At 72.9% G+C, this 17,112-nt stretch carries 16 protein-coding genes; 8 read left to right on the plus strand and 8 right to left on the minus strand.

Features of this window, described 5'->3' with window-relative positions; genetic code table 11:
• The first annotated feature begins 30 nt into the window (after positions 1–30).
• On the plus strand, positions 31–1,659 hold the full coding sequence (locus tag ACZ4VA_RS16300; protein ID WP_468081751.1) for a serine/threonine-protein kinase: 1,629 nt from the start codon (positions 31–33) through the stop codon (positions 1,657–1,659).
• A 39-nt stretch (positions 1,660–1,698) separates the two neighbouring features.
• Here the strand turns inward: ACZ4VA_RS16300 and ACZ4VA_RS16305 are convergent, their stop codons facing one another.
• A complete protein-coding gene (locus ACZ4VA_RS16305) occupies positions 1,699–2,508 on the minus strand; it encodes an SGNH/GDSL hydrolase family protein (protein WP_355792471.1) in 810 nt (269 codons plus the stop codon).
• Between the two features lie 692 nt (positions 2,509–3,200).
• Between ACZ4VA_RS16305 and ACZ4VA_RS16310 the strand changes: the two genes are divergently transcribed.
• Together ACZ4VA_RS16310 and ACZ4VA_RS16315 are read left to right on the plus strand one after the other, a co-directional pair.
• Complete coding sequence (locus tag ACZ4VA_RS16310) at positions 3,201–4,295, plus strand: DUF5925 domain-containing protein (RefSeq protein ID WP_356174368.1); 1,095 nt, start codon at positions 3,201–3,203, stop codon at positions 4,293–4,295.
• Positions 4,296–4,630: 335 nt separating this feature from the next.
• Positions 4,631–5,416 carry a DUF72 domain-containing protein gene (locus tag ACZ4VA_RS16315; protein ID WP_356174365.1) on the plus strand — a complete coding sequence of 262 codons (786 nt, stop codon included), beginning with the start codon at positions 4,631–4,633 and terminating at the stop codon, positions 5,414–5,416.
• A gap of 188 nt (positions 5,417–5,604) precedes the next feature.
• On the opposite strand, the gene ACZ4VA_RS16320 is transcribed toward ACZ4VA_RS16315, so the two are convergent.
• Positions 5,605–5,979 (minus strand): GntR family transcriptional regulator, encoded by a 375-nt coding sequence (locus ACZ4VA_RS16320; protein ID WP_356174362.1) that lies wholly within the window; start codon positions 5,977–5,979, stop codon positions 5,605–5,607.
• A gap of 216 nt (positions 5,980–6,195) precedes the next feature.
• On the opposite strand from ACZ4VA_RS16320, the gene ACZ4VA_RS16325 reads away from it, so the two are divergent.
• A complete protein-coding gene (locus ACZ4VA_RS16325) occupies positions 6,196–7,125 on the plus strand; it encodes a GNAT family N-acetyltransferase (protein ID WP_355781005.1) in 930 nt (309 codons plus the stop codon).
• Complete coding sequence (locus ACZ4VA_RS16330) at positions 7,106–7,627, plus strand: ribonuclease FAU-1 family protein (protein WP_355781002.1); 522 nt, start codon at positions 7,106–7,108, stop codon at positions 7,625–7,627. Before ACZ4VA_RS16325 ends, ACZ4VA_RS16330 begins: the two co-directional genes overlap by 20 nt.
• A 192-nt stretch (positions 7,628–7,819) precedes the next feature.
• On the opposite strand, the gene ACZ4VA_RS16335 is transcribed toward ACZ4VA_RS16330, so the two are convergent.
• Positions 7,820–8,434 carry a class I SAM-dependent methyltransferase gene (locus tag ACZ4VA_RS16335; protein ID WP_355781000.1) on the minus strand — a complete coding sequence of 205 codons (615 nt, stop codon included), beginning with the start codon at positions 8,432–8,434 and terminating at the stop codon, positions 7,820–7,822.
• Between the two features lie 148 nt (positions 8,435–8,582).
• Here ACZ4VA_RS16335 and ACZ4VA_RS16340 point away from each other — a divergent pair, with 148 nt between their 5' ends.
• Complete coding sequence (locus ACZ4VA_RS16340; RefSeq protein WP_355780997.1) at positions 8,583–8,717, plus strand: hypothetical protein; 135 nt, start codon at positions 8,583–8,585, stop codon at positions 8,715–8,717.
• 69 nt (positions 8,718–8,786) lie between these two features.
• Here the strand turns inward: ACZ4VA_RS16340 and ACZ4VA_RS16345 are convergent, their stop codons facing one another.
• Positions 8,787–9,257: a GNAT family N-acetyltransferase gene (locus ACZ4VA_RS16345; RefSeq protein ID WP_355780994.1), complete on the minus strand. Its 471-nt coding sequence runs from the start codon at positions 9,255–9,257 to the stop codon at positions 8,787–8,789.
• Positions 9,258–9,411: 154 nt separating this feature from the next.
• On the opposite strand from ACZ4VA_RS16345, the gene ACZ4VA_RS16350 reads away from it, so the two are divergent.
• Positions 9,412–10,470: a lytic polysaccharide monooxygenase auxiliary activity family 9 protein gene (locus ACZ4VA_RS16350; protein WP_356243382.1), complete on the plus strand. Its 1,059-nt coding sequence runs from the start codon at positions 9,412–9,414 to the stop codon at positions 10,468–10,470.
• 71 nt (positions 10,471–10,541) lie between these two features.
• Here ACZ4VA_RS16350 and ACZ4VA_RS16355 read toward each other — a convergent pair whose 3' ends face one another.
• Positions 10,542–11,402 (minus strand): esterase/lipase family protein, encoded by an 861-nt coding sequence (locus tag ACZ4VA_RS16355; protein ID WP_468081758.1) that lies wholly within the window; start codon positions 11,400–11,402, stop codon positions 10,542–10,544.
• Between the two features lie 161 nt (positions 11,403–11,563).
• The gene (locus ACZ4VA_RS16360) at positions 11,564–12,010 is read right to left on the minus strand and encodes a MarR family winged helix-turn-helix transcriptional regulator (RefSeq protein WP_355792279.1); all 447 of its coding nucleotides are present in this window, start codon (positions 12,008–12,010) and stop codon (positions 11,564–11,566) included.
• Positions 12,011–12,097: 87 nt separating this feature from the next.
• On the opposite strand from ACZ4VA_RS16360, the gene ACZ4VA_RS16365 reads away from it, so the two are divergent.
• On the plus strand, positions 12,098–12,472 hold the full coding sequence (locus tag ACZ4VA_RS16365) for a cupin domain-containing protein (RefSeq protein WP_355792276.1): 375 nt from the start codon (positions 12,098–12,100) through the stop codon (positions 12,470–12,472).
• 113 nt (positions 12,473–12,585) lie between these two features.
• Here ACZ4VA_RS16365 and ACZ4VA_RS16370 read toward each other — a convergent pair whose 3' ends face one another.
• Together ACZ4VA_RS16370 and ACZ4VA_RS16375 are read right to left on the minus strand one after the other, a co-directional pair.
• Positions 12,586–13,560, minus strand: coding sequence for a DNA polymerase Y family protein (locus ACZ4VA_RS16370; protein ID WP_468081761.1), 975 nt, complete (start codon positions 13,558–13,560; stop codon positions 12,586–12,588).
• Entirely contained in the window at positions 13,557–17,069 is a 3,513-nt protein-coding gene (locus ACZ4VA_RS16375; RefSeq protein WP_356174343.1) for a DNA polymerase III subunit alpha, read from the minus strand. The genes ACZ4VA_RS16370 and ACZ4VA_RS16375 overlap by 4 nt, the downstream gene beginning before the upstream one ends.
• Positions 17,070–17,112: the final 43 nt, after the last annotated feature.

Consider the following 17,112-nt stretch of genomic DNA (forward strand, 5'->3'; position numbering starts at 1 on the left):
AGATCGCGCGGATGCGAAGGGGGGACGCCCGTGTCCGAGGTGTCCGGCGGTGAACGGGTGATCGCGGGTCGCTACCGACTGCTGTCCCCCCTGGGCGAGGGCGGGATGGGCACCGTCTGGCGGGCCCGCGACGAGGTGCTGCACCGCGAGGTCGCCGTCAAGGAGGTGCGCGCCCCGGCCGGGATCCCGTCGAGCGACGTCGAGCGGATGTACGCCCGCCTGGAGCGGGAGGCCTGGGCCGCGGCGCGGGTCGCGAACCGCAACGTGGTGACGGTCTACGACGTGGCGACGCAGGACGGCCGCCCTTGGATCGTCATGGAGCTGATCCGGGGTCTGGCCCTCTCGGACCTCCTGGACGCCGAGGGCCCGATCCCGCCGCGGCGGGCCGCGTTCATCGGCGCCGAGGTGCTGTCCGCGCTGCGTGCCGCCCACGCGGCCGGGGTCCTGCACCGCGACGTGAAACCGGGGAACGTGCTGCTGTCGAACGACGGCCGGGTCGTCCTCACCGACTTCGGTATCGCCACGGTCGAGGGCAGTTCCGCGCTGACCATGACGGGCGAGGTCATCGGATCGCCCGAATTCCTCGCCCCCGAGCGGGCGTTGGGCCGCACCCCCGGGCCCGAGTCCGATCTGTGGTCCCTCGGGGTGCTGCTGTACGCGGCGGTGGAGGGCAACTCGCCCTTCCGCCACGACACTCCGCTGAGCACCCTGCGAGCCGTCGTGGACGAGGAGCTGCCGCCGCCGCGCCGCGCGGGTCCGCTGGCCCCCGTGATCGAGCAACTGCTGCGCAAGGACCCGGCGGACCGTATGCCCGCCGAGCGCGCCGAACAGGAGCTGCGGCTGGTCGGCGCGGGCGGCACGCCGCGGACCGGCTCGTCACCGGCGCCCTACGCGCCGACCGTCGCGACCCTGCCGCACGAGACGCCGACCACGCCACCCCGGCCGGTGCCCGCCTATACGGCCGGTACCCCGACGGCGTCCACGACCGGTACGAGGCGGCCCGACCGAAGCCGCCGGGCCGCCTACGCCGTGATCGCCGGACTGGCCGCGCTGGCGCTGGCCCTGGCCGGTCTGCTGTACGCGCTGACCCAGCGCGACGACGCAGGCGGGGGCGGCGGCTCGGCCGGGGCGAGCAGCGACGCCGGGGGTTCCGGCGGCTCGAGCGGGCAGAGCGGGGAGGACGACGGCGGCAGCGGCGACGGCGAGGGTGAGGGCGGCACGGGCGGGACCGACTCCTCCGGTGGCACGCCGAGCAGCGAGCACACGACCACGCCGCCCACCCAGTCGGTGAAGGTGACCGTCACCGGCGCGCACACCGACTACTCCGGGTCCTGCCCGCCGCCCGTGGGGCAGGCGCCCACGTTCACCGCGACGTTCACGGTGGGCGTCGTGCCGGTGGAGGTCGACTACCGGTGGGTGACGCGCAAGGGCGAGGTGTCCGATCCCGGCTGGAAGACGCTGTCGTTCCCCGCGGACGGCGGGAAGACCCGGCAGAGGTCGGTGGTGGTGACGACGTACGAGGCCGGGGGCACGTACGAGAACGGGATCAGGGTGGAGGTCCGCGACCCCGTGCGCACGACGTCCGGCTGGGTGCCGTTCTCGGTGACGTGCGAAACGGAGACCCCGACGGGCGGGGCCTCCACTTCCGCTTCTCCCTAGGACGGCGCCGGGCGGCGCGGCCGGGCCGGACGCCGGGGGTCAGGCCCCGGCGGTGAAGACCGGCAGGTAGCCACCGGAGTGGCCGGCCGCGGTCGGGTGGTACGACTCGCCGATGTTCAGCCAGTTGACGCTGTGCAGCCAGGCGCTGCCGGAGCAGATCTCATGGCCGGTGAAGGTGGTCCTGACATCGCCGAACGTGAAGCCGTGGGCGGCGGCACGCTTGGCGATCGCGCTGTCCAGGTAGTCGGCGGCACCGTTGATCGCGGACCGCTCCGTCTCGGAGAGGCCGGCGATGCAGCTGCCGCTCAGCTGGTAGAAGCGGGGGTAGCCGAGGACGACCACGTGGGCCGACGGGGCCCTGGAGGTGATCGCCGAGTAGACGCTGTCGAGTTTGCCGGGGAGCGTGGAGTCGACGTAGGCGCGGGCCGTGGCGATCCGCGACAGGCAGGAGCTCTCGGACTGGAGCACACAGGTCGTCATGACGTCGGAGAATCCCGCGTCGTTGCCGCCGATACTGATCGAGACGAGCCCCGTGCCGGCGTTGAGGGGGCTCAGCTGGTTGGCCAGAACATCACCCGTACGGGCGCCGGAACAGGCCGTGAAGTCGAAGGACGAGGGTGAGTGGGAGGCCGCCCAGAGGTAGGGGTAGGCCTTCGTGCTGCGCTTGCAGTCGCCGCTGGAGCTGATGTAACTGCCCGCGCCGACGCCGGAGGAGTAGGAGTCGCCGAGGGCCACATACCCGGTGGCCGCAGCGGTCTGGGACGCCTGCGCCGTCGCTGCCCCGGTGAGGGCGAGACCGACGGCGAGGAGGAGTGAGGTCACGTATGCCGTAATTCGGGAACGTCTCATGGAACCTCCGTTTAGCAGGATCTCTGCCATAACTTTGGTAGCAGCTACGCGTGTTGACAGGAAGTGTTCATGCCAATGCTTTTCGGCCCTTGCGGGAACCGGCACCGGTCGTTCATCTGACGGGCAATCAAGGGCGCCTGCGCGGACACCTCGCAGCCCGGCGCCCTTGGGCCGGGCGGGTGACGGGGGTGACGGGGTCCGGGAGAACGCATGTTTGAAGACAGCGGGGAGCGCGGGCGTGTCCTGGGAGCGGGACAGAGCCTCCTGAGTGACCGTCAGCATGCACCACCACGGCGAGCCGAGGGCCGCTGTGGCCGGGCGGCTTGAACCGCTCCGCGGCCGAAGGCGCACTCGGTGCTCCTCGGTCCGGCGAACCCCCGCTCCTGTCACCCGAGTTCACGCTCACCATGGACCGGCCGGAGCGGTCGGCTGATCGGGATCGCCGGGGGGGGAGGGCGAGCGGCCGCCCGTCGCCCTCGTCGGCACCGAAAGGGGTGTGGGTGAACCCCCGGCCCCACGCCGGGTTCCGGCGCGCCGGACGCAACGGCGGGGATCGGCGGGGGGACAGGACTCCTCGGCGCACAGCCTGGCAGGACGGAGGGGACACACCGGAAGGAGCGGGCAGAGCCGACACACGGGGCGCACTGCGGAAACCGGGTGCACGGCGGGTCCGCGTGACGGATCATGGCGGCATGTCCGCGAACCCATACGACGCTCTGCCGATCCGGCTCAACGTCGACGACAGCGACTCGCCGTCGGACGTCGTCGACGCGCTGTTCCTCGGCCGCTTCGCTACGGGCGAGCAGCCCCACTCGCACGCGGTGAACATCGACCGCGTCCGCTCCGGGGCGACCCTGCTCCCGCCGGGGTCCCGGGTGCTGCGCTCCGCCCGCGACGACGACCGCAGCGCGACCCTCGCCGAGGGCGACGGCTGGACCCTGCTGGTGTCCCGCTGGAACCGCGGCGCCGACGTCACCGTCACCGCCACCAGCCCCGAGCTGGCCGAGAAGATCCTCGGCCAGGCCACGGACGGCGCCGCCGACGAGCCCGAGCCGCAGCCGGAGAACGTGACCATGGGCTTCTGGTACGTGTCCCCGAGGCGGGGCCCGCACCGCACCACCCGCCAGATCTCCGCGGGCACGTGGGAGGAGGTGCGGCCGAACTACACCGCGCCGGTGGCGGACGCGATGGACCAGCTGATGAAGACGACACCGGAGGACATCGCGGGGCGCCTGCTGCTGCTCCACGGCCCGCCCGGCACGGGGAAGACGTCCGCGCTGCGCACGCTGGCGCGTTCCTGGCGCGACTGGTGCCAGGTCGACTGCGTCCTGGACCCGGAGCGCCTGTTCAGCGACGTCGGCTATCTGATGGACATCGCGATCGGCGAGGAGGACGGCACCGGCAAGGGCCGCTGGCGACTGCTCCTGCTGGAGGACTGCGACGAACTGATCCGCGGCGAGGCCAAGCACACCGCGGGCCAGGCCCTCTCGCGGCTGCTCAATCTGACCGACGGCCTGCTCGGCCAGGGCCGCAACGTGCTGGTGGGCGTCACCACGAACGAGGACCTGGAGCGCCTGCACCCCGCCGTCGTCCGCCCCGGCCGCTGCCTCGCCCGTATCGAGGTCGGCCCGCTGACCCGCCGGGAGGCCGTGGGCTGGCTGGGCACCGAGGAGGGCGTCGGACGCGAGGGCTCGACACTGGCCGAGCTGTACGCACTGCGCCGGGGGACGTCACCGACATCGGTACCGGACCAGCGGGAGGGCACGGACGCGGGCCTGTATCTGTGACGCGGGGTTGGGGCCGTGCGCCTGGCCGGGGCGCGGACGCGGGCCGGTGACTGCGACGCGGACGTGGGGCCTGTACACCTCACTGGGCTGCGGACATGGGCCTGCGTCCGTGACGCGGGCCCGGCAGCCCTCGCCAGGGTGCGGACGCAGGCCTGGACCCGTGACGCTCACGCGGGCCCGCAGTCCTCGCCGGGGCGCGGACGCAGGCCGGTGACTGCTACGCGGCCGCGGGTCGGTATCCCTCACCGGCGCCCGGGGCCGGTGCTCCGCCCGGACGCCTCACGGGGCCGGGCGGCGTACGGGTCGGCCGTACCGGCAGGTGCTTTCATGGGGGTATGACCGTGTTCCTGGGCACGTCCGGCTGGCAGTACAAGGACTGGCGTGACGTCCTCTACCCGGCCGGGCTGCCCACGCGGCTCTGGCTGGAGGCGTACGCGGCCCGCTTCGCCACCGTCGAGATCAACAACGCCTTCTACCGGCTGCCGGCCCGCGAGACCTTCGAGAACTGGCGGGACCGCACCCCGCAGGACTTCGTCGTCGCCGTCAAGGCGAGCCGTTTCCTCACCCACATCAAGCGGCTGCGCGAGCCGGAGGAACCGGTCCACCGGCTGATGAGTCACGCCGCCGGACTCGGCGACCGGCTCGGCCCCGTGCTGCTCCAGCTGCCGCCCACACTGCGCTGTGACGCCGGCCTCCTGGACGACTGCCTCGCCCGGTTCCCGGCCGGCACTCGCGTCGCGGTCGAACCGCGTCACGACTCCTGGTGGACACCCGCCGTGCGCGAGGTCCTGGAGTCACGGGGCGCCGCGCTCTGCTGGGCCGACGTGCTGGCCCGGCCGGTCACGCCGCTGTGGCGGACCACCGACTGGGGCTACGTGCGCTTCCACGTCGGACGCACCCGTCAATGGCCGCACTACGGACGGCAGTCCCTGATGACGTGGGCACGGCGGATCGCGGAGACCTGGAGCGACGGCGACGACGTGTTCGCGTACTTCAACAACGACCCGCACGCCGCCGCTGTCATGGACGCGGTGGTCTTCGCCAGGGCGGCGACGGCGGCGGGCCTGACGGTCACGCGGACGCCCAGACAGTTGCCGGCCCCGCCGGTCCCGAGCCGGTGACAGGTCTCCGGCGCCCGGACCCCGGCGCGACCGGGCGACGACCCCGGTTCCGCTCCGAGCGACCCGGGCGGGCAGCCGCACCCGACCAGCGACCGCCCGAGCGGGCTCGCGCGCCTGCCCCGACCGGGATCCGAGGGAACCCGGCGGACACGAATCCGGCTCCGCCGGCGCCCGGCCTCGGACTCCCGCTAGGCCCGCTCGGCGTACGACGCGCGCAGGGCGTCCCGTACGGCGGCGAGGGCGGCGTCCTCGGGGAGACCGAGGCGGTGGACGCGCTCGGCGTAGGACTGCGCCGCCGCGGCGGCCTCCCGCTCGGCGGCGGACCCCGCGGCGGCCACGACGGTGCCGTTGCGCCCGCGGGTCTCGATCACCCCGTCCGCCTCCAGGGCCCGGTACGCCTTGGCGACCGTGTTGGCCGCGAGGCCGAGGGACTCGGCGAGTCCGCGCACCGTGGGCAGCCGGTAGCCGACCGGCAGCGCGCCCGACCTGGCCTGCTCGGAGATCTGGGCGCGCACCTGCTCGTAGGGCGCGGCCCCCGCATCGATATGGATCTTCAAGGTCACGGGGTGATTGTCCCGCACGGGCGCGGAGTACGGGTCGGGCCGCCCCGGCGTGCGACCGGCGGCCGCCCTTCGAGGCACCCTCGCCGTGTGTCGTCCCCAGCGGGTGGCGTTCCCGAGGCGCGGCGTCCCCGGCGTACGGCGTCCCTGACGCACGGCGTTCCCGGCGCACTGAAAATGAGAGGCACCCCGGGCCGCCCGCGCGTAGCGTGCGGCTCCATGACAGTGATCGTTCGCGATGTCCGCCCGGACGACCGACGGGACACCGGGGCCTTCGCCCGGATCCGCAGCCTCGCGCTCCCCTACATGTTGTCCACCGCCGAATCCGTCGCGCACGACGCCGTCCACATGCATCCCGACGCGCGCTTCCGGCCCCTGCTCGCCGAACTCGACGGCGAACCGGTCGGCACGGCCCAGGTCGGCCTCGTGCACGACAGCCCGCAGCCGGGCCAGGGCTACGTCAACGTGTACGTGGACCCGGCACACGTCCGGCACGGCGCGGGCTCCCTGCTGGTGCGCACCGCCGAGGAGTACCTGGCGTCCCTGGGAGCCACCCGGCTGTTCGCCTGGGTGCTGGACGAACCGGCGAACCGCGCGTTCGCCGAGCGCCACGGCTACCGCGCGAGCCGCTCGGCGCACTTCCTCCGTCTCGACCTGGCGAAGGCCCCTCTGCCGCCGCTCCAGGAGCCCCCGCCGGACGTCGAACTGCGCACGGGCGCCGACTACGCCGACGACCCGCGCCCTCTCTTCCTGCTGGACGCGGAGACGATGACCGACGAACCGGGCGACATCGCGCACGAGTTCACGGACTACGAGGCCTGGCTCGCGGAGACCTGGAACCACCCGCTGTTCAGTCCCGAGCTGACCTCGGTCGCCGTCGTCGACGGCCGCCCGGCGGCGTTCAGCGCGGCGCGCACCGACGGAGACGTCCGCTACGGGACCGTGATGACGGGGACCGGCCGCGCCCACCGCGGGCGCGGACTGGCCAAGCTCGCCAAGAACGACTCGCTGCACCGCGCCCGCGCCGCCGGCTTCACCCAGGCGTTCACGGGCAACGACAGCGGCAACGAACCCATGCTGGCCATCAACAGGTGGTTCGGGTACGAGATCTGCGCGACGGAGGTGCGCCATGTCCGCGAACTCCTCTGACCCCCGCCCCGCGGCGCCGGGACGCGAGGTGGAGGTCGTCCTGGTCAAGTCCGGCCGGGTGAAGATCCGTTACCCGGCCGAGCTGCTCGGTGACGACGGCACCCGCGTCACCGTGCGCGCTCCCTGGGCGGGCGACGGCGTACGCGACTTCGGCTTCGTACGGTTCGAGCCGGGCGACGTCTTCACCGAGTACTACTGGCGGGACCGGTGGTACGCGGTGAAGGAGGTGCGCGACGCCGGGGGCGCCCTGAAGGGCTGGTACTGCGACGTCACGCGCCCGGCGGTGGTCCGCGAGGGCGAGCTGGTCGTGGAGGATCTCGACCTGGACCTGTGGCGCTCGGCCGACGGGACGGCCGTACTGCGCCTGGACGAGGACGAGTTCGCGGCGAGCGGTCTGACGACGACGGACCCGGGGGCCGCGGCGGCGGCTGAGGAGGCCCTCGACGAACTCGAACGCCGCGCCCGCCAAGGGGACTTCGAGCTGCTGCTCACGGAAGTGTGACGCCCCCTGGCCGTCTCCACGACTGTGCGCCGCCCTGCCGTAGGGAATGACTCGACGGCGACTCGGGCGTCGCTCGACGCATCCCGGCAGAACCACCGGAGGAACCACCCGAGAATCACTCGACACCCACTCGAAGCCCCCTCGAAGTCCGCTCGAAGTCCGCTGGAAAATCCCTCTGGGCGCGCCTTGGGGCTAGAGGGGCACCGCCACCACCGCGTACCGCTCGTCGTCGACCTCGCGGCCCCACAGCCGTGCGTCCTCGGACAGCCGCTCGACGCGGATGTCCTCGGCGAGCGAAGCGAGCAGGGCGGTCAGCCGGTCGACGGGTATCCCGACGGGGCTGACCGTGCCCCACACGCCCTCGACCAGCACGAGTCGGCCGCCGGGACGCAGCAGGCCACGCCAGTGACGCAGCACCCGGCCGGGCTCGGACAGGGTCCACAGCACGTGGCGTACTAGGACGACGTCGAACCGCTCTTCACCGACCGGCGGGTACGCGGCGTCACCGACCAGGAACACCGCGTCACGTCCCGCGAGTTTCGCGCGGGCATGGGAGACCATGGACGGAGAGAGGTCGACGCCGGTGACCCGGTGCCCCTGCTCGGACGCCAGCAGTGACAGGCTGCCCGTGCCACAGCCCAGATCGAGGACGTCCGAGGCCCGCTCCGGCAGCCACCCCCGCAGCCGGGCGGCCCAGGATTCGCGCACCAGGGGATCGCGCAAACCGTGATCCGGCTCGTCGTCGAAGGTGGAGGACTCCGCTTCCCAATCGACGCCTGACGTTTGGCTGTCGCTGTTACTGGTCATGTGGCCAGGGTGACACCCACCACTGACAGTCCGACGGACCGTCGGATCGTGACCACCGCCACTGACAGATCCCGACCGATGAGGAACGCTCCCCAGAAGGGTCTACCTCCGTGGAATCACGGAACCCGGTAGGCACAAGGAGGCAGCCATGCGCCGCGTGACCGTGCAGAAGCCCCTGAAGAGGTCGGACTCCCGTCGTGTGCGGGACGAGGCCGACGAGCGCCCGCGAGAGCGCCCGGAGGTCCGCAAGGACATCCATCGCACTTGGTGGCCGGACGGCTGAGCCGCGCCGACGCTCCCGTCCGATCCTCCAGCCACCCAGCCTCGACCGCCCCACCGACTCCGCAGAGCGTCAGAGCAGCCGCTTTCGGTAGTGGACGCGGTCATAGGGACCGTCGACACGGCGCTCCACCACCTCGTAGCCGAACTTCGGATAGATCTTCTGGTTCTCCCACATCATGGCGTTGGTGTAGAGCCTGACCTCGGACAGCCCGAGCGCACGCGCGTGTGCGTCGACGAAGGCGAGCAGCCGTCCCCCCACGCCCCTCCCATGGGCGTCGGGGTGGACGGCGATGCTGTCGAGGAAGAGATGGTCCGCGCGTGCCTCGACCACGACGAGTCCCGTGACGGGCTCCCCGGTGACGAAGACCCGCCCGGCCGCCACCTGTGCCGCGTGATCCGCCCGCATGGGCACGGGCACGACGCCGATGCGCTCGATGTACGGCCGGTACGCGGCGTCGGTCACGGCCTCGACGGCCCCCACGTCCGCGTCCCCGGCCCGACGGATCCCCCACGCCCCGGCACCGTTCACGTCATCGGTCATACCGGAAACGGTACCTACCTGAGCGCAGCCTGAGCACTCCCTTAACCGCACCATAAAGATCGCCGTCCCCCGCTCCCAGCAGGCGATTTCGTCGATTCCTCGGGCTAGCTTGCTGATCGCCCCAGCGTTCAGGAACCGTTTCGAGGAGTGCTCCATGCCCGCTCGCCGCAAGGCCGCCGTGTTCGCCGCCGTCGGTGCCGTCCCGCTCGCCCTGACCGCGCTGGGCACGGCGCCGGCCGTCGCGCACGGCACGATGGGCGATCCGGTGAGCCGGGTGTCGCAGTGCTACGCGGAGGGTCCGGAGAGCCCGAGGTCGGCCGCGTGCAAGGCGGCGGTAGCGGCGGGCGGCACGCAGGCCCTGTACGACTGGAACGGCATCCGGATCGGCGACGCGAACGGCCGGCACCGGGAGCTGATCGCGGACGGCGAGCTGTGCAGCGCGGGCAACGAGGAGTTCAAGGGCCTGGACCTGGTCCGGGCCGACTGGCCGGCGACGAGCGTGAGCAGCGGCTCGTACACGTTCCGATACCGGGTGACCGCCCCGCACAAGGGGACGTTCAAGGTCTACATCACGAAGGCCGGTTACGACCCGTCGAAGCCGCTGGCCTGGGACGACCTGGACCTGGCGCACCCGGTGGCGACGAAGACCGACCCGGCGGCGGAGAACGGCTTCTACACGTTCTCCGGGTCGCTTCCGCAGCGCTCCGGCAAGCAGGTGCTGTACGCGGTCTGGCAGCGTTCGGACAGCCCGGAGGCCTTCTACTCCTGCTCGGACGTCGCCTTCGGCGGTGGCGGTGGCGGTGGCACCGGTAGCGGCAGCGGCAGCGGCAGCGGGGGAAGCGGCGGCGAGGGCGACGGCTCCGCCGGCAGCGGCGGCTCCGCTCCCGCCCCGAGCGCCTCCTCGCCTTCCGAGGAGCAGATCGAGGACGGTGCCGACAAGTCGACCGTCGAGCACGACGGACACGGCGACGACGACGCCAGTACGTCGGCGGAGCCCACCGCGGCCGCGGGCGCGGACGACGCCGAGCCCGTCGCGGACACGGCCAACACCCCTGCCGCGAACGGCGCTTCGGAGAACCTCGCCGAGACCGGTGGCGACGCCGGCACCGCGTACGTCGCGATCGGCGGGGCGTCGGCCCTGGCCGTCGGCGCCGCGGCGCTGTTCGCCTCGGTCCGGCGCCGGGCGGCCGGCGGCGCTCGCCACGGCCGCTGACGGCGGGTCGCCCGGAGACGGCGGGCCGGGGTCCGTCCGGCGGCTCAGGCCGGACGGACCCCGCCCGCGGGTCAGTCGAACACGGACGCGCAGGTGGTGGTGGTGGCGTGTGCCGGATCGAGTGCGTTCGCCACCTCGTGATAGGCGACCCGGTCCAGGAGACCGATCGCCACGTGCCCGGAGAAGTCCGCGGCGCACAGGCTCTGCACCAGCACGTTGCGCACGCCCGTGCCGCTGAGGAACTGCGAGCCGTACGGGGTGACCACCTCGTCGTACTTGGTGGCGATGACGGTGTAGCGGACGCCGGGGACGGTGTCGCCGCCGGCGTTCAGCTTGGTGAGGAAGGCGGATCCGGCCACTTGGTCGGCGAGTCCCGGCGTGCTCGCGGACAGCAGGTCCTCGGCGCCCGGGAAGTACGGCAGCAGTTTGGTCAGTCCGTTCAGGGTGGTGCCGTGGTTGTCGGGCGCGATGCCGACGAGGGCGTTCACCTTGGCGGCACCGCCGAGGAACTTGAGGTAGTAGCGGGGCATCATCCCGCCCTGCGAGTGGCCGACGAGGTCGGTCTCGGCGGCGCCGGTCGCGGCGAGCACCTTGTCGACGAAGACCTGGAGCTGTCCGGCGGACTTGTCGATGGGCCCGAGTCCGTGGAAGAGCGGGACGCCCGGGAGCTGGCCGTAGTCGAGGGAGTAGACGCAGTAGCCCCGGTTCACCAGATAGGGCGCGAGGGCCAGCCAGTTGTCGACGGAGTTGCCGAGGGTGCCGTGAACGAGGACGACGGGGCGCGGGTGGGACGCGGAGGGCTTGCAGGAGTAGTTGTTCCAGCCCCGACTGGGGGCGGTGTCGGCCTGGGCGGTGGCGGCGGGGACGGCGGTGACGGCGGCGGCCAGCAGCACGGCGGCCAGGGGTCTGAGTGCACGCTTCCAGGGCAGCATCGTGTGATCTCCTTGCGGCTCAAGGGAGTTGCGACGGAGTACGCCCTGTGATCCGGATCACGAGGATGCTGTTCACTCGTCAAGTTACGAACGAGTAGCGCAAGTGTGAAGTTACGCGTCAGTAAAAACTTGCACTGGTAACCGGGGCTGCCGGTACGGCGTCACCAGGTGGGACGGATGGGACCCCGCGGCGCGATACGCGTCAACTGCTCCCGCAGGACGTCGACTTCGCGTTCGCCGAGCAGGTCCGCCCAGGGCCGTACGGCCTCCGCCGCCGCCTCCTCCGCGGCCCGCGTGCAGGCCCGGCCGCGCTCGGTCAGGACCAGCAGCCGGGCGCGCGCGTCCCCGGGATGCGGCAGGCGTTCGACGTAGCCCTTGCGGACCAGTTCGTCGACGAGCTGGCTCGCGGCCTGCTTGGTGATCCCGAGATGGACGGCGAGGTCGCCGGCCGTCGCCCCGTCCGGGGAGAGCCGGGCGAACGCGAAGCCGTGGGCGGGCCGCAGCCCCTCGAAGCCGCGGGCGACGACCCCGGCATGGATGCGTTGCGTCAGCTCGCCGGCGACGGCGAGCAGGGCGGCCGACAGGGCCATGGCCTCGGAGTTCTGCACAGGAGCATTGAAACACCCTTGACGAGATGGTCAAGCTGCCTGACTATATGGTCAAGCAACTTGACCATATTCCGGTGGAGGTTCCCCATGCCCGTCGTCCGTTCGTCCGAAGCCGTCGTCCACGAGATGCACGGCGCCCGTTTCGTCTCCTACGCCTCTCCCCGCAGCGGGAGCACGGAGCTGTGCGCCTGGCGGGGCGAGATCCCCGCAGGCACCGAAGCCCCGCCGCACAGCGTGAGCCGCGAGGAAATCTTCCACCTGCTCTCCGGCGAACTGCTGGTCACGCTCGACGGCCGCACCGAGCGGATCACGGAGGGCGACGTCCTGATCATCAGCCCGGGTGCGGTGTTCGGCGTCGAGAACCCCACCGGGCAGCCGGCGACCGCGTGGGTCACCACCTCCATCGGCCTGGAGGCGGAGCTGGCCGACGGCACCCGGATCGCTCCCCCGTGGGCCAACTGAGCCCGCGGCAAACGGAAAACGGAAACGGGTACGCCGGGGCCACCGCGGACAAGGGCGCGGGCTCCGGGCCACGGCGGCCAAGCCACCGGACTCCCCCACCGCGCCTCGGACGGTCACGCCGCCAGTGTCCCCGGCACGATCACATGCGCCCCGAATCTGGCCCGCGCCCGGTCCGCCGCCTCCTCGACCCGGCGGACCTTCTCGTCCACGGGGTCGAACGTGAGCTGGTGGGAGGCCAGTTCGGCGGGGGTCAGCCCCTCGGCGCGCAGGGCCATCGCACGGACGCGGGCGCGTTGCAGCCCGAGCGCCTCGTACATGCGGTACGCCGCCGAGGTGAGGGCCGAGGTATGGGCGGTCGGCTCCTCCAGCGTGCGGCTGCGGACCGTCGCGGAGCGGTCGGCGTAGCGCACGGTGAGCGTCAGCGTGCGGCACACCTGCTCCAGGGAGCGCAGCCGGGTGCCCAGTTCCTCGGTGGCGGACAGCAGGGCCCTGCGATGCAGGTCGGGGTCCAACTCGTCGCGTGAGAAGGGGCGTTCGGTGGCCAGGGAACGTGAGGCCGCGTTCGGCACGACCCGGCCGCGGTCGATCCCGGAGGCCTTCTCGTGCAGTTCGCGGCCCGCGCGGGCGGTGGTGAGCCGTTGCAGGGTGGACAGGGGCGCGGCGGCGACCTTGCCGACGGTGTCGAGGCCGTACTCGCCCAGGGTGCGGGCGGTCGCGGCGCCGACGCCGGGCAGCGCGGCGACCGGCTGGTCCGCGAGGAACTCCCCGACGGAGGCGGGATCGCCGGGCATTACACGGACGCTTCCGCGCGCGGCCTCCCGCAGGGCCATGCGGGCCAGCATCGGTCCGGGGCCGGCCCCGATCACGCAGTCCACCCCGTGATGGGCGAGGGCCCGCACCCGTATCACCGAGGCGAGTTCCACGACGCCCCGGCCGAAGTACCGTTCGGCGCCCCGCAGGTCCACCAGCGCGCCGTCGGGCGGCAGGGCCTCGACGACGGGGGTGAACTCCTCGAGCATGACGAGGAGTCGGGGCAGGGCCGCCTCGCACGTCGGAGGCAGCTGGAAACGTACGCAGAGGATGGTCATCCCGCACTCCCCGGACTCTGGTGCCACAACTTCTTTCCTCCCGCGGGCCCTTCGCCCGCGGGACGCAGATCCGCCCAGGGGTGCATCTGGAACCCCGTGGGCAGGCGGATGCTCCGGCTCCTCATCGGGTCCTCGGCCGCGGAACCGGTCGGGCGGGGCTGCCCGTCGGAACCCGCGACCCTGGCCCGGGACGGACCGTCGCCGTCCGACGGAGGGCCGGTGGAGCCGTCGCGGGCGGCGCCGTCCGCCTCGGCCAGCCGGGCGGCCACCCCCTCCAGGCCCTCCTCGCGGCGCACCTCCAGCAGGTCCGCGAGGTTCCAGGCGGCGGCCCCCACCACGCTGAAGCCGCGCGAGCCGCGGCGCTGGACCACTCCGCGCACGAGCAGCAGCCAGGAGTGGAAGACGGTGTGCGCGCAGGTGTCGTGGGAGTCGTCGAAGAAGGCGAGGTCGACCAGGCCCGTGCCGTCGTCCAGCGTGGAGAAGATGACGCGCTTGCCGGAGCGGATCGGCGGGGTCTGGGTGGCCGCCTTGGCGCCCGCGACCAGGACCGTCTCGCCGTTGCGCGCCTGCCGCAGCCGGCGGGCCGTGACCACGCCCAGCTCCTGGAGGAACTGCCGGTGGTCGTCCATCAGGTTGCGGGAGGTGTCCATGGAGAGGATGCCCAGCTCGGCGCTGAGCTTCTCCGCCTCGTCGAGGTCCGGCAGGCCCGCCGAGGCCGTGCGCCGGCCGCCGGCCAGCGGGAGCTGGTCGCCGCGTCCGCCGCGCGCGCCCCGGTGGAGTTCCGTCAAGTGCAGTTGCAGATCACGGCGGTTGGCGCCGAACGCGTCGAGGGCGCCGACCTGCGCCAGCCGCTGGGCGAGCGGCCGGCTCGGCCGGGCGCGCTCCCAGAAGTCGAGCAGTGAGGCATACGGCTGCCCGTCCGCGATCCGTGCGGCCTCGGCCTCGCTGATGCCGTGCACGTCGGAGAGGGCCAGGCGTACCCCCCACACGTTCCTGACACCCCTGTATTCAGACACCAGTTCGATACGGTGGGCGACCGCCGAGCGGTTCACGTCCAGCGGCAGGATCGGCACCCCTCTGCGCCGCGCATCCGCGAGCAGCAGCCGCTTCGGGTACATCCCGGGGTCGTGGGTGAGCAGCCCCGCGTAGAAGGCGGCCGGGTGATGGGCCTTCAGCCACGCCGACTGGTACGTCGGGACGGCGAAGGCGACGGCGTGCGCCTTGCAGAAGCCGTACGACCCGAACGCCTCGACGATCTCCCAGGTGCGTGCGATCGTCTCGGCGTCGTACCCCTTGGCCGCCGCGTGCTGGGCGAACCAGAAGCGGATCCGCCCCTGCGACTCCGGGTCGGACAGCCCGCGCCGCACCCGGTCCGCCTCGTCGCGCCCGCAGCCGGTCATGATGTCGACGATGTCGATGATCTGCTCGTGGAAGACGACGACCCCGTACGTCCCCTTCAGCGGTTCCTCCAGGTCCGGGTGGGGATAGCGGGCAGGTGCCCGGCCGTGCCGCGCCTCGATGAACGGCCGCACCATGTCGGCGGCGACCGGACCCGGCCGGAAGAGCGAGATGTCGACGACGAGATCGTGGAAGGTCGCGGGCTGGAGGCGTCCGACCAGGTCCCGCTGGCCCGGCGACTCGATCTGGAAGCAGCCCAGCGTCTCGGTGGACTGCACGAGCCGGTACGTCGCCGGGTCGCCCTGCGGTACGGCGTCCAGGTCCACGGCGTCCCCCGTCGCCCGCTCCACCTCGGCCACGGCGTGCGCCATCGCGGACTGCATCCGCACGCCGAGGACATCGAGCTTGAGCAGCCCGAGGTCCTCGACGTCCTCCTTGTCGAACTGCGACATGGGCAGGCCCTCGCCGCTGGTCGGCACGACCGGTGTACGGGCGAGGAGGGAGGCGTCGGACAGGAGCACCCCGCACGGGTGCATGGCGACGCCGCGCGGCAGGGCGTCGAGGGCCTCGACCAGTTCCCACAGGCGCCCGTACTTCTCCTTCTCCCCCGCCAGCTGCCGCAGTTCGGGCAGCTCGTCCAGCGCGGCACGGGCGTCGCGGGCGCGGATGTGCGGGAAGGACTTGGCGATCCGGTCGATGTCGGCCGGGTCCATGGACAGGGCGGCGCCCACGTCGCGGATGGCGTGCCGGACCCGGTAGGTCTCGGGCATCGCGACGGTCGCCACCCGCTCGGTGCCGAACCGGCCGATGATCGCGCGGTAGACCTCGATCCGGCGGGCGGACTCCACGTCGATGTCGATGTCGGGCAGCACCGGGCGGCGCTTGGACAGGAAGCGCTCCATCAGCAGCCCGTGCTCGACGGGGTCGGCGTGCGCGATGCCGAGGAGGTGGTTGACCAGCGAGCCGGCGCCGGAGCCACGCGCGGCGACCCGGATCCCCATCCCCCGTACGTCGTCCACGACCTGAGCGACCGTCAGGAAGTACGAGGCGAAGTTGTGGTGGGCGATGATGTCCAGCTCCCGGTGCATCCGCTCCCAGTAGTCCCGGCGTCCGGCGTAGCCGCGCAGCACCATGCCCGCCGCCGCCCGGGAGGCCAGGGCGCGCTGCGCGGTGCGCCGGCCGGCGCCGACGAGGTGCGGCTCGGGGAAGTGGACGGCGCCGATGCCGAGGTCTTCCTCGGGGTCGACGCGGCATTCGGCGGCGGTGGCCTGCGTCTGTTCGAGCAGCCGGTGCGCCGTCTCACGGCGGAAGCCGGCGGCCTCGACGATCCGCTCGGCGGCGCCCAGCATGGCGCCCGGGTCCTTGAGCCAGGCCTCGCCGCTGTCCAGCCCGCGCCGGGGGTCGACGGGGACGAGACGGCGGGCGGAGTCCAGGACGTCGGCGACCGGGCCGAGGCCGGGGTCGGCGTACCGGACGGCGTTGCTGAGCACCGGCCGCACACCCTGCTCGGCGGCGAAGCCGACGGTGCGCGCGGCCAGCCGCAGGGAGCCGGGGCCGGTGCCCTCGCGCCCGTGCCAGACGGCCTCCAGGCGCAGGGCGTCGCCGTACCCCTCCCGCCAGGGCACGAGCAGTTCCGCGGCCCGGTCGGGGCGCCCGGCGGCGAGGGCGCGGCCGACGTCCGAGGCGGGGCCGAGCAGGACGGTCAGGCCCTCGGCGTGGTTGTCCGCCCGGGGCAGCACGGCCGGGCCCTCGCCGGCCTGTGATGCCGTAACGATTCTGCAGAGGTCGGCCCAGCCGGCCGCCCCGTCCCGGGCGAGGAAGGTCACGCGCGGCGCCGACTCGTCGACGAAGGCACCGCCGCGGACCGGGGTGCGCCGCTTCTCCCCGCGCTCGGGCTCCCCCACCGCCAGCTCCGCGCCGAACAGGGGACGGACGCCCGCCTTCGCGCAGGCCTTGGCGAACCGGACCACGCCCGCGACGGTGTCCCGGTCGGTGAGCGCGAGGGTGTCCATGCCCCGCTCGGCGGCACGCTCGGCCAGCCGCTCCGGGTGCGAGGCCCCGTACCGCACGGAGAACCCGGAGACGGTGTGCAGATGCGTGAACCCCGGCACACGCACCTCCCGTACCCGTGAGCCCCTGGCCGGACCCTCGAAC

The sequence above is a fragment of the Streptomyces sp. NPDC028308 genome (genome assembly GCF_055565855.1).

Coding starts and splice junctions, on each gene's coding strand:
- ACZ4VA_RS16325 (WP_355781005.1), top strand. CDS start 6,196: ATGACAGTGATCGTTCGCGATGTCCGCCCGGACGACCGACGGGACACC.
- ACZ4VA_RS16335 (WP_355781000.1), bottom strand. CDS start 8,434: ATGACCAGTAACAGCGACAGCCAAACGTCAGGCGTCGATTGGGAAGCG.
- ACZ4VA_RS16355 (WP_468081758.1), bottom strand. CDS start 11,402: ATGCTGCCCTGGAAGCGTGCACTCAGACCCCTGGCCGCCGTGCTGCTG.
- ACZ4VA_RS16340 (WP_355780997.1), top strand. CDS start 8,583: ATGCGCCGCGTGACCGTGCAGAAGCCCCTGAAGAGGTCGGACTCCCGT.
- ACZ4VA_RS16310 (WP_356174368.1), top strand. CDS start 3,201: ATGTCCGCGAACCCATACGACGCTCTGCCGATCCGGCTCAACGTCGAC.
- ACZ4VA_RS16305 (WP_355792471.1), bottom strand. CDS start 2,508: ATGAGACGTTCCCGAATTACGGCATACGTGACCTCACTCCTCCTCGCC.
- ACZ4VA_RS16345 (WP_355780994.1), bottom strand. CDS start 9,257: ATGACCGATGACGTGAACGGTGCCGGGGCGTGGGGGATCCGTCGGGCC.
- ACZ4VA_RS16330 (WP_355781002.1), top strand. CDS start 7,106: ATGTCCGCGAACTCCTCTGACCCCCGCCCCGCGGCGCCGGGACGCGAG.
- ACZ4VA_RS16365 (WP_355792276.1), top strand. CDS start 12,098: ATGCCCGTCGTCCGTTCGTCCGAAGCCGTCGTCCACGAGATGCACGGC.
- ACZ4VA_RS16350 (WP_356243382.1), top strand. CDS start 9,412: ATGCCCGCTCGCCGCAAGGCCGCCGTGTTCGCCGCCGTCGGTGCCGTC.
- ACZ4VA_RS16315 (WP_356174365.1), top strand. CDS start 4,631: ATGACCGTGTTCCTGGGCACGTCCGGCTGGCAGTACAAGGACTGGCGT.
- ACZ4VA_RS16370 (WP_468081761.1), bottom strand. CDS start 13,560: ATGACCATCCTCTGCGTACGTTTCCAGCTGCCTCCGACGTGCGAGGCG.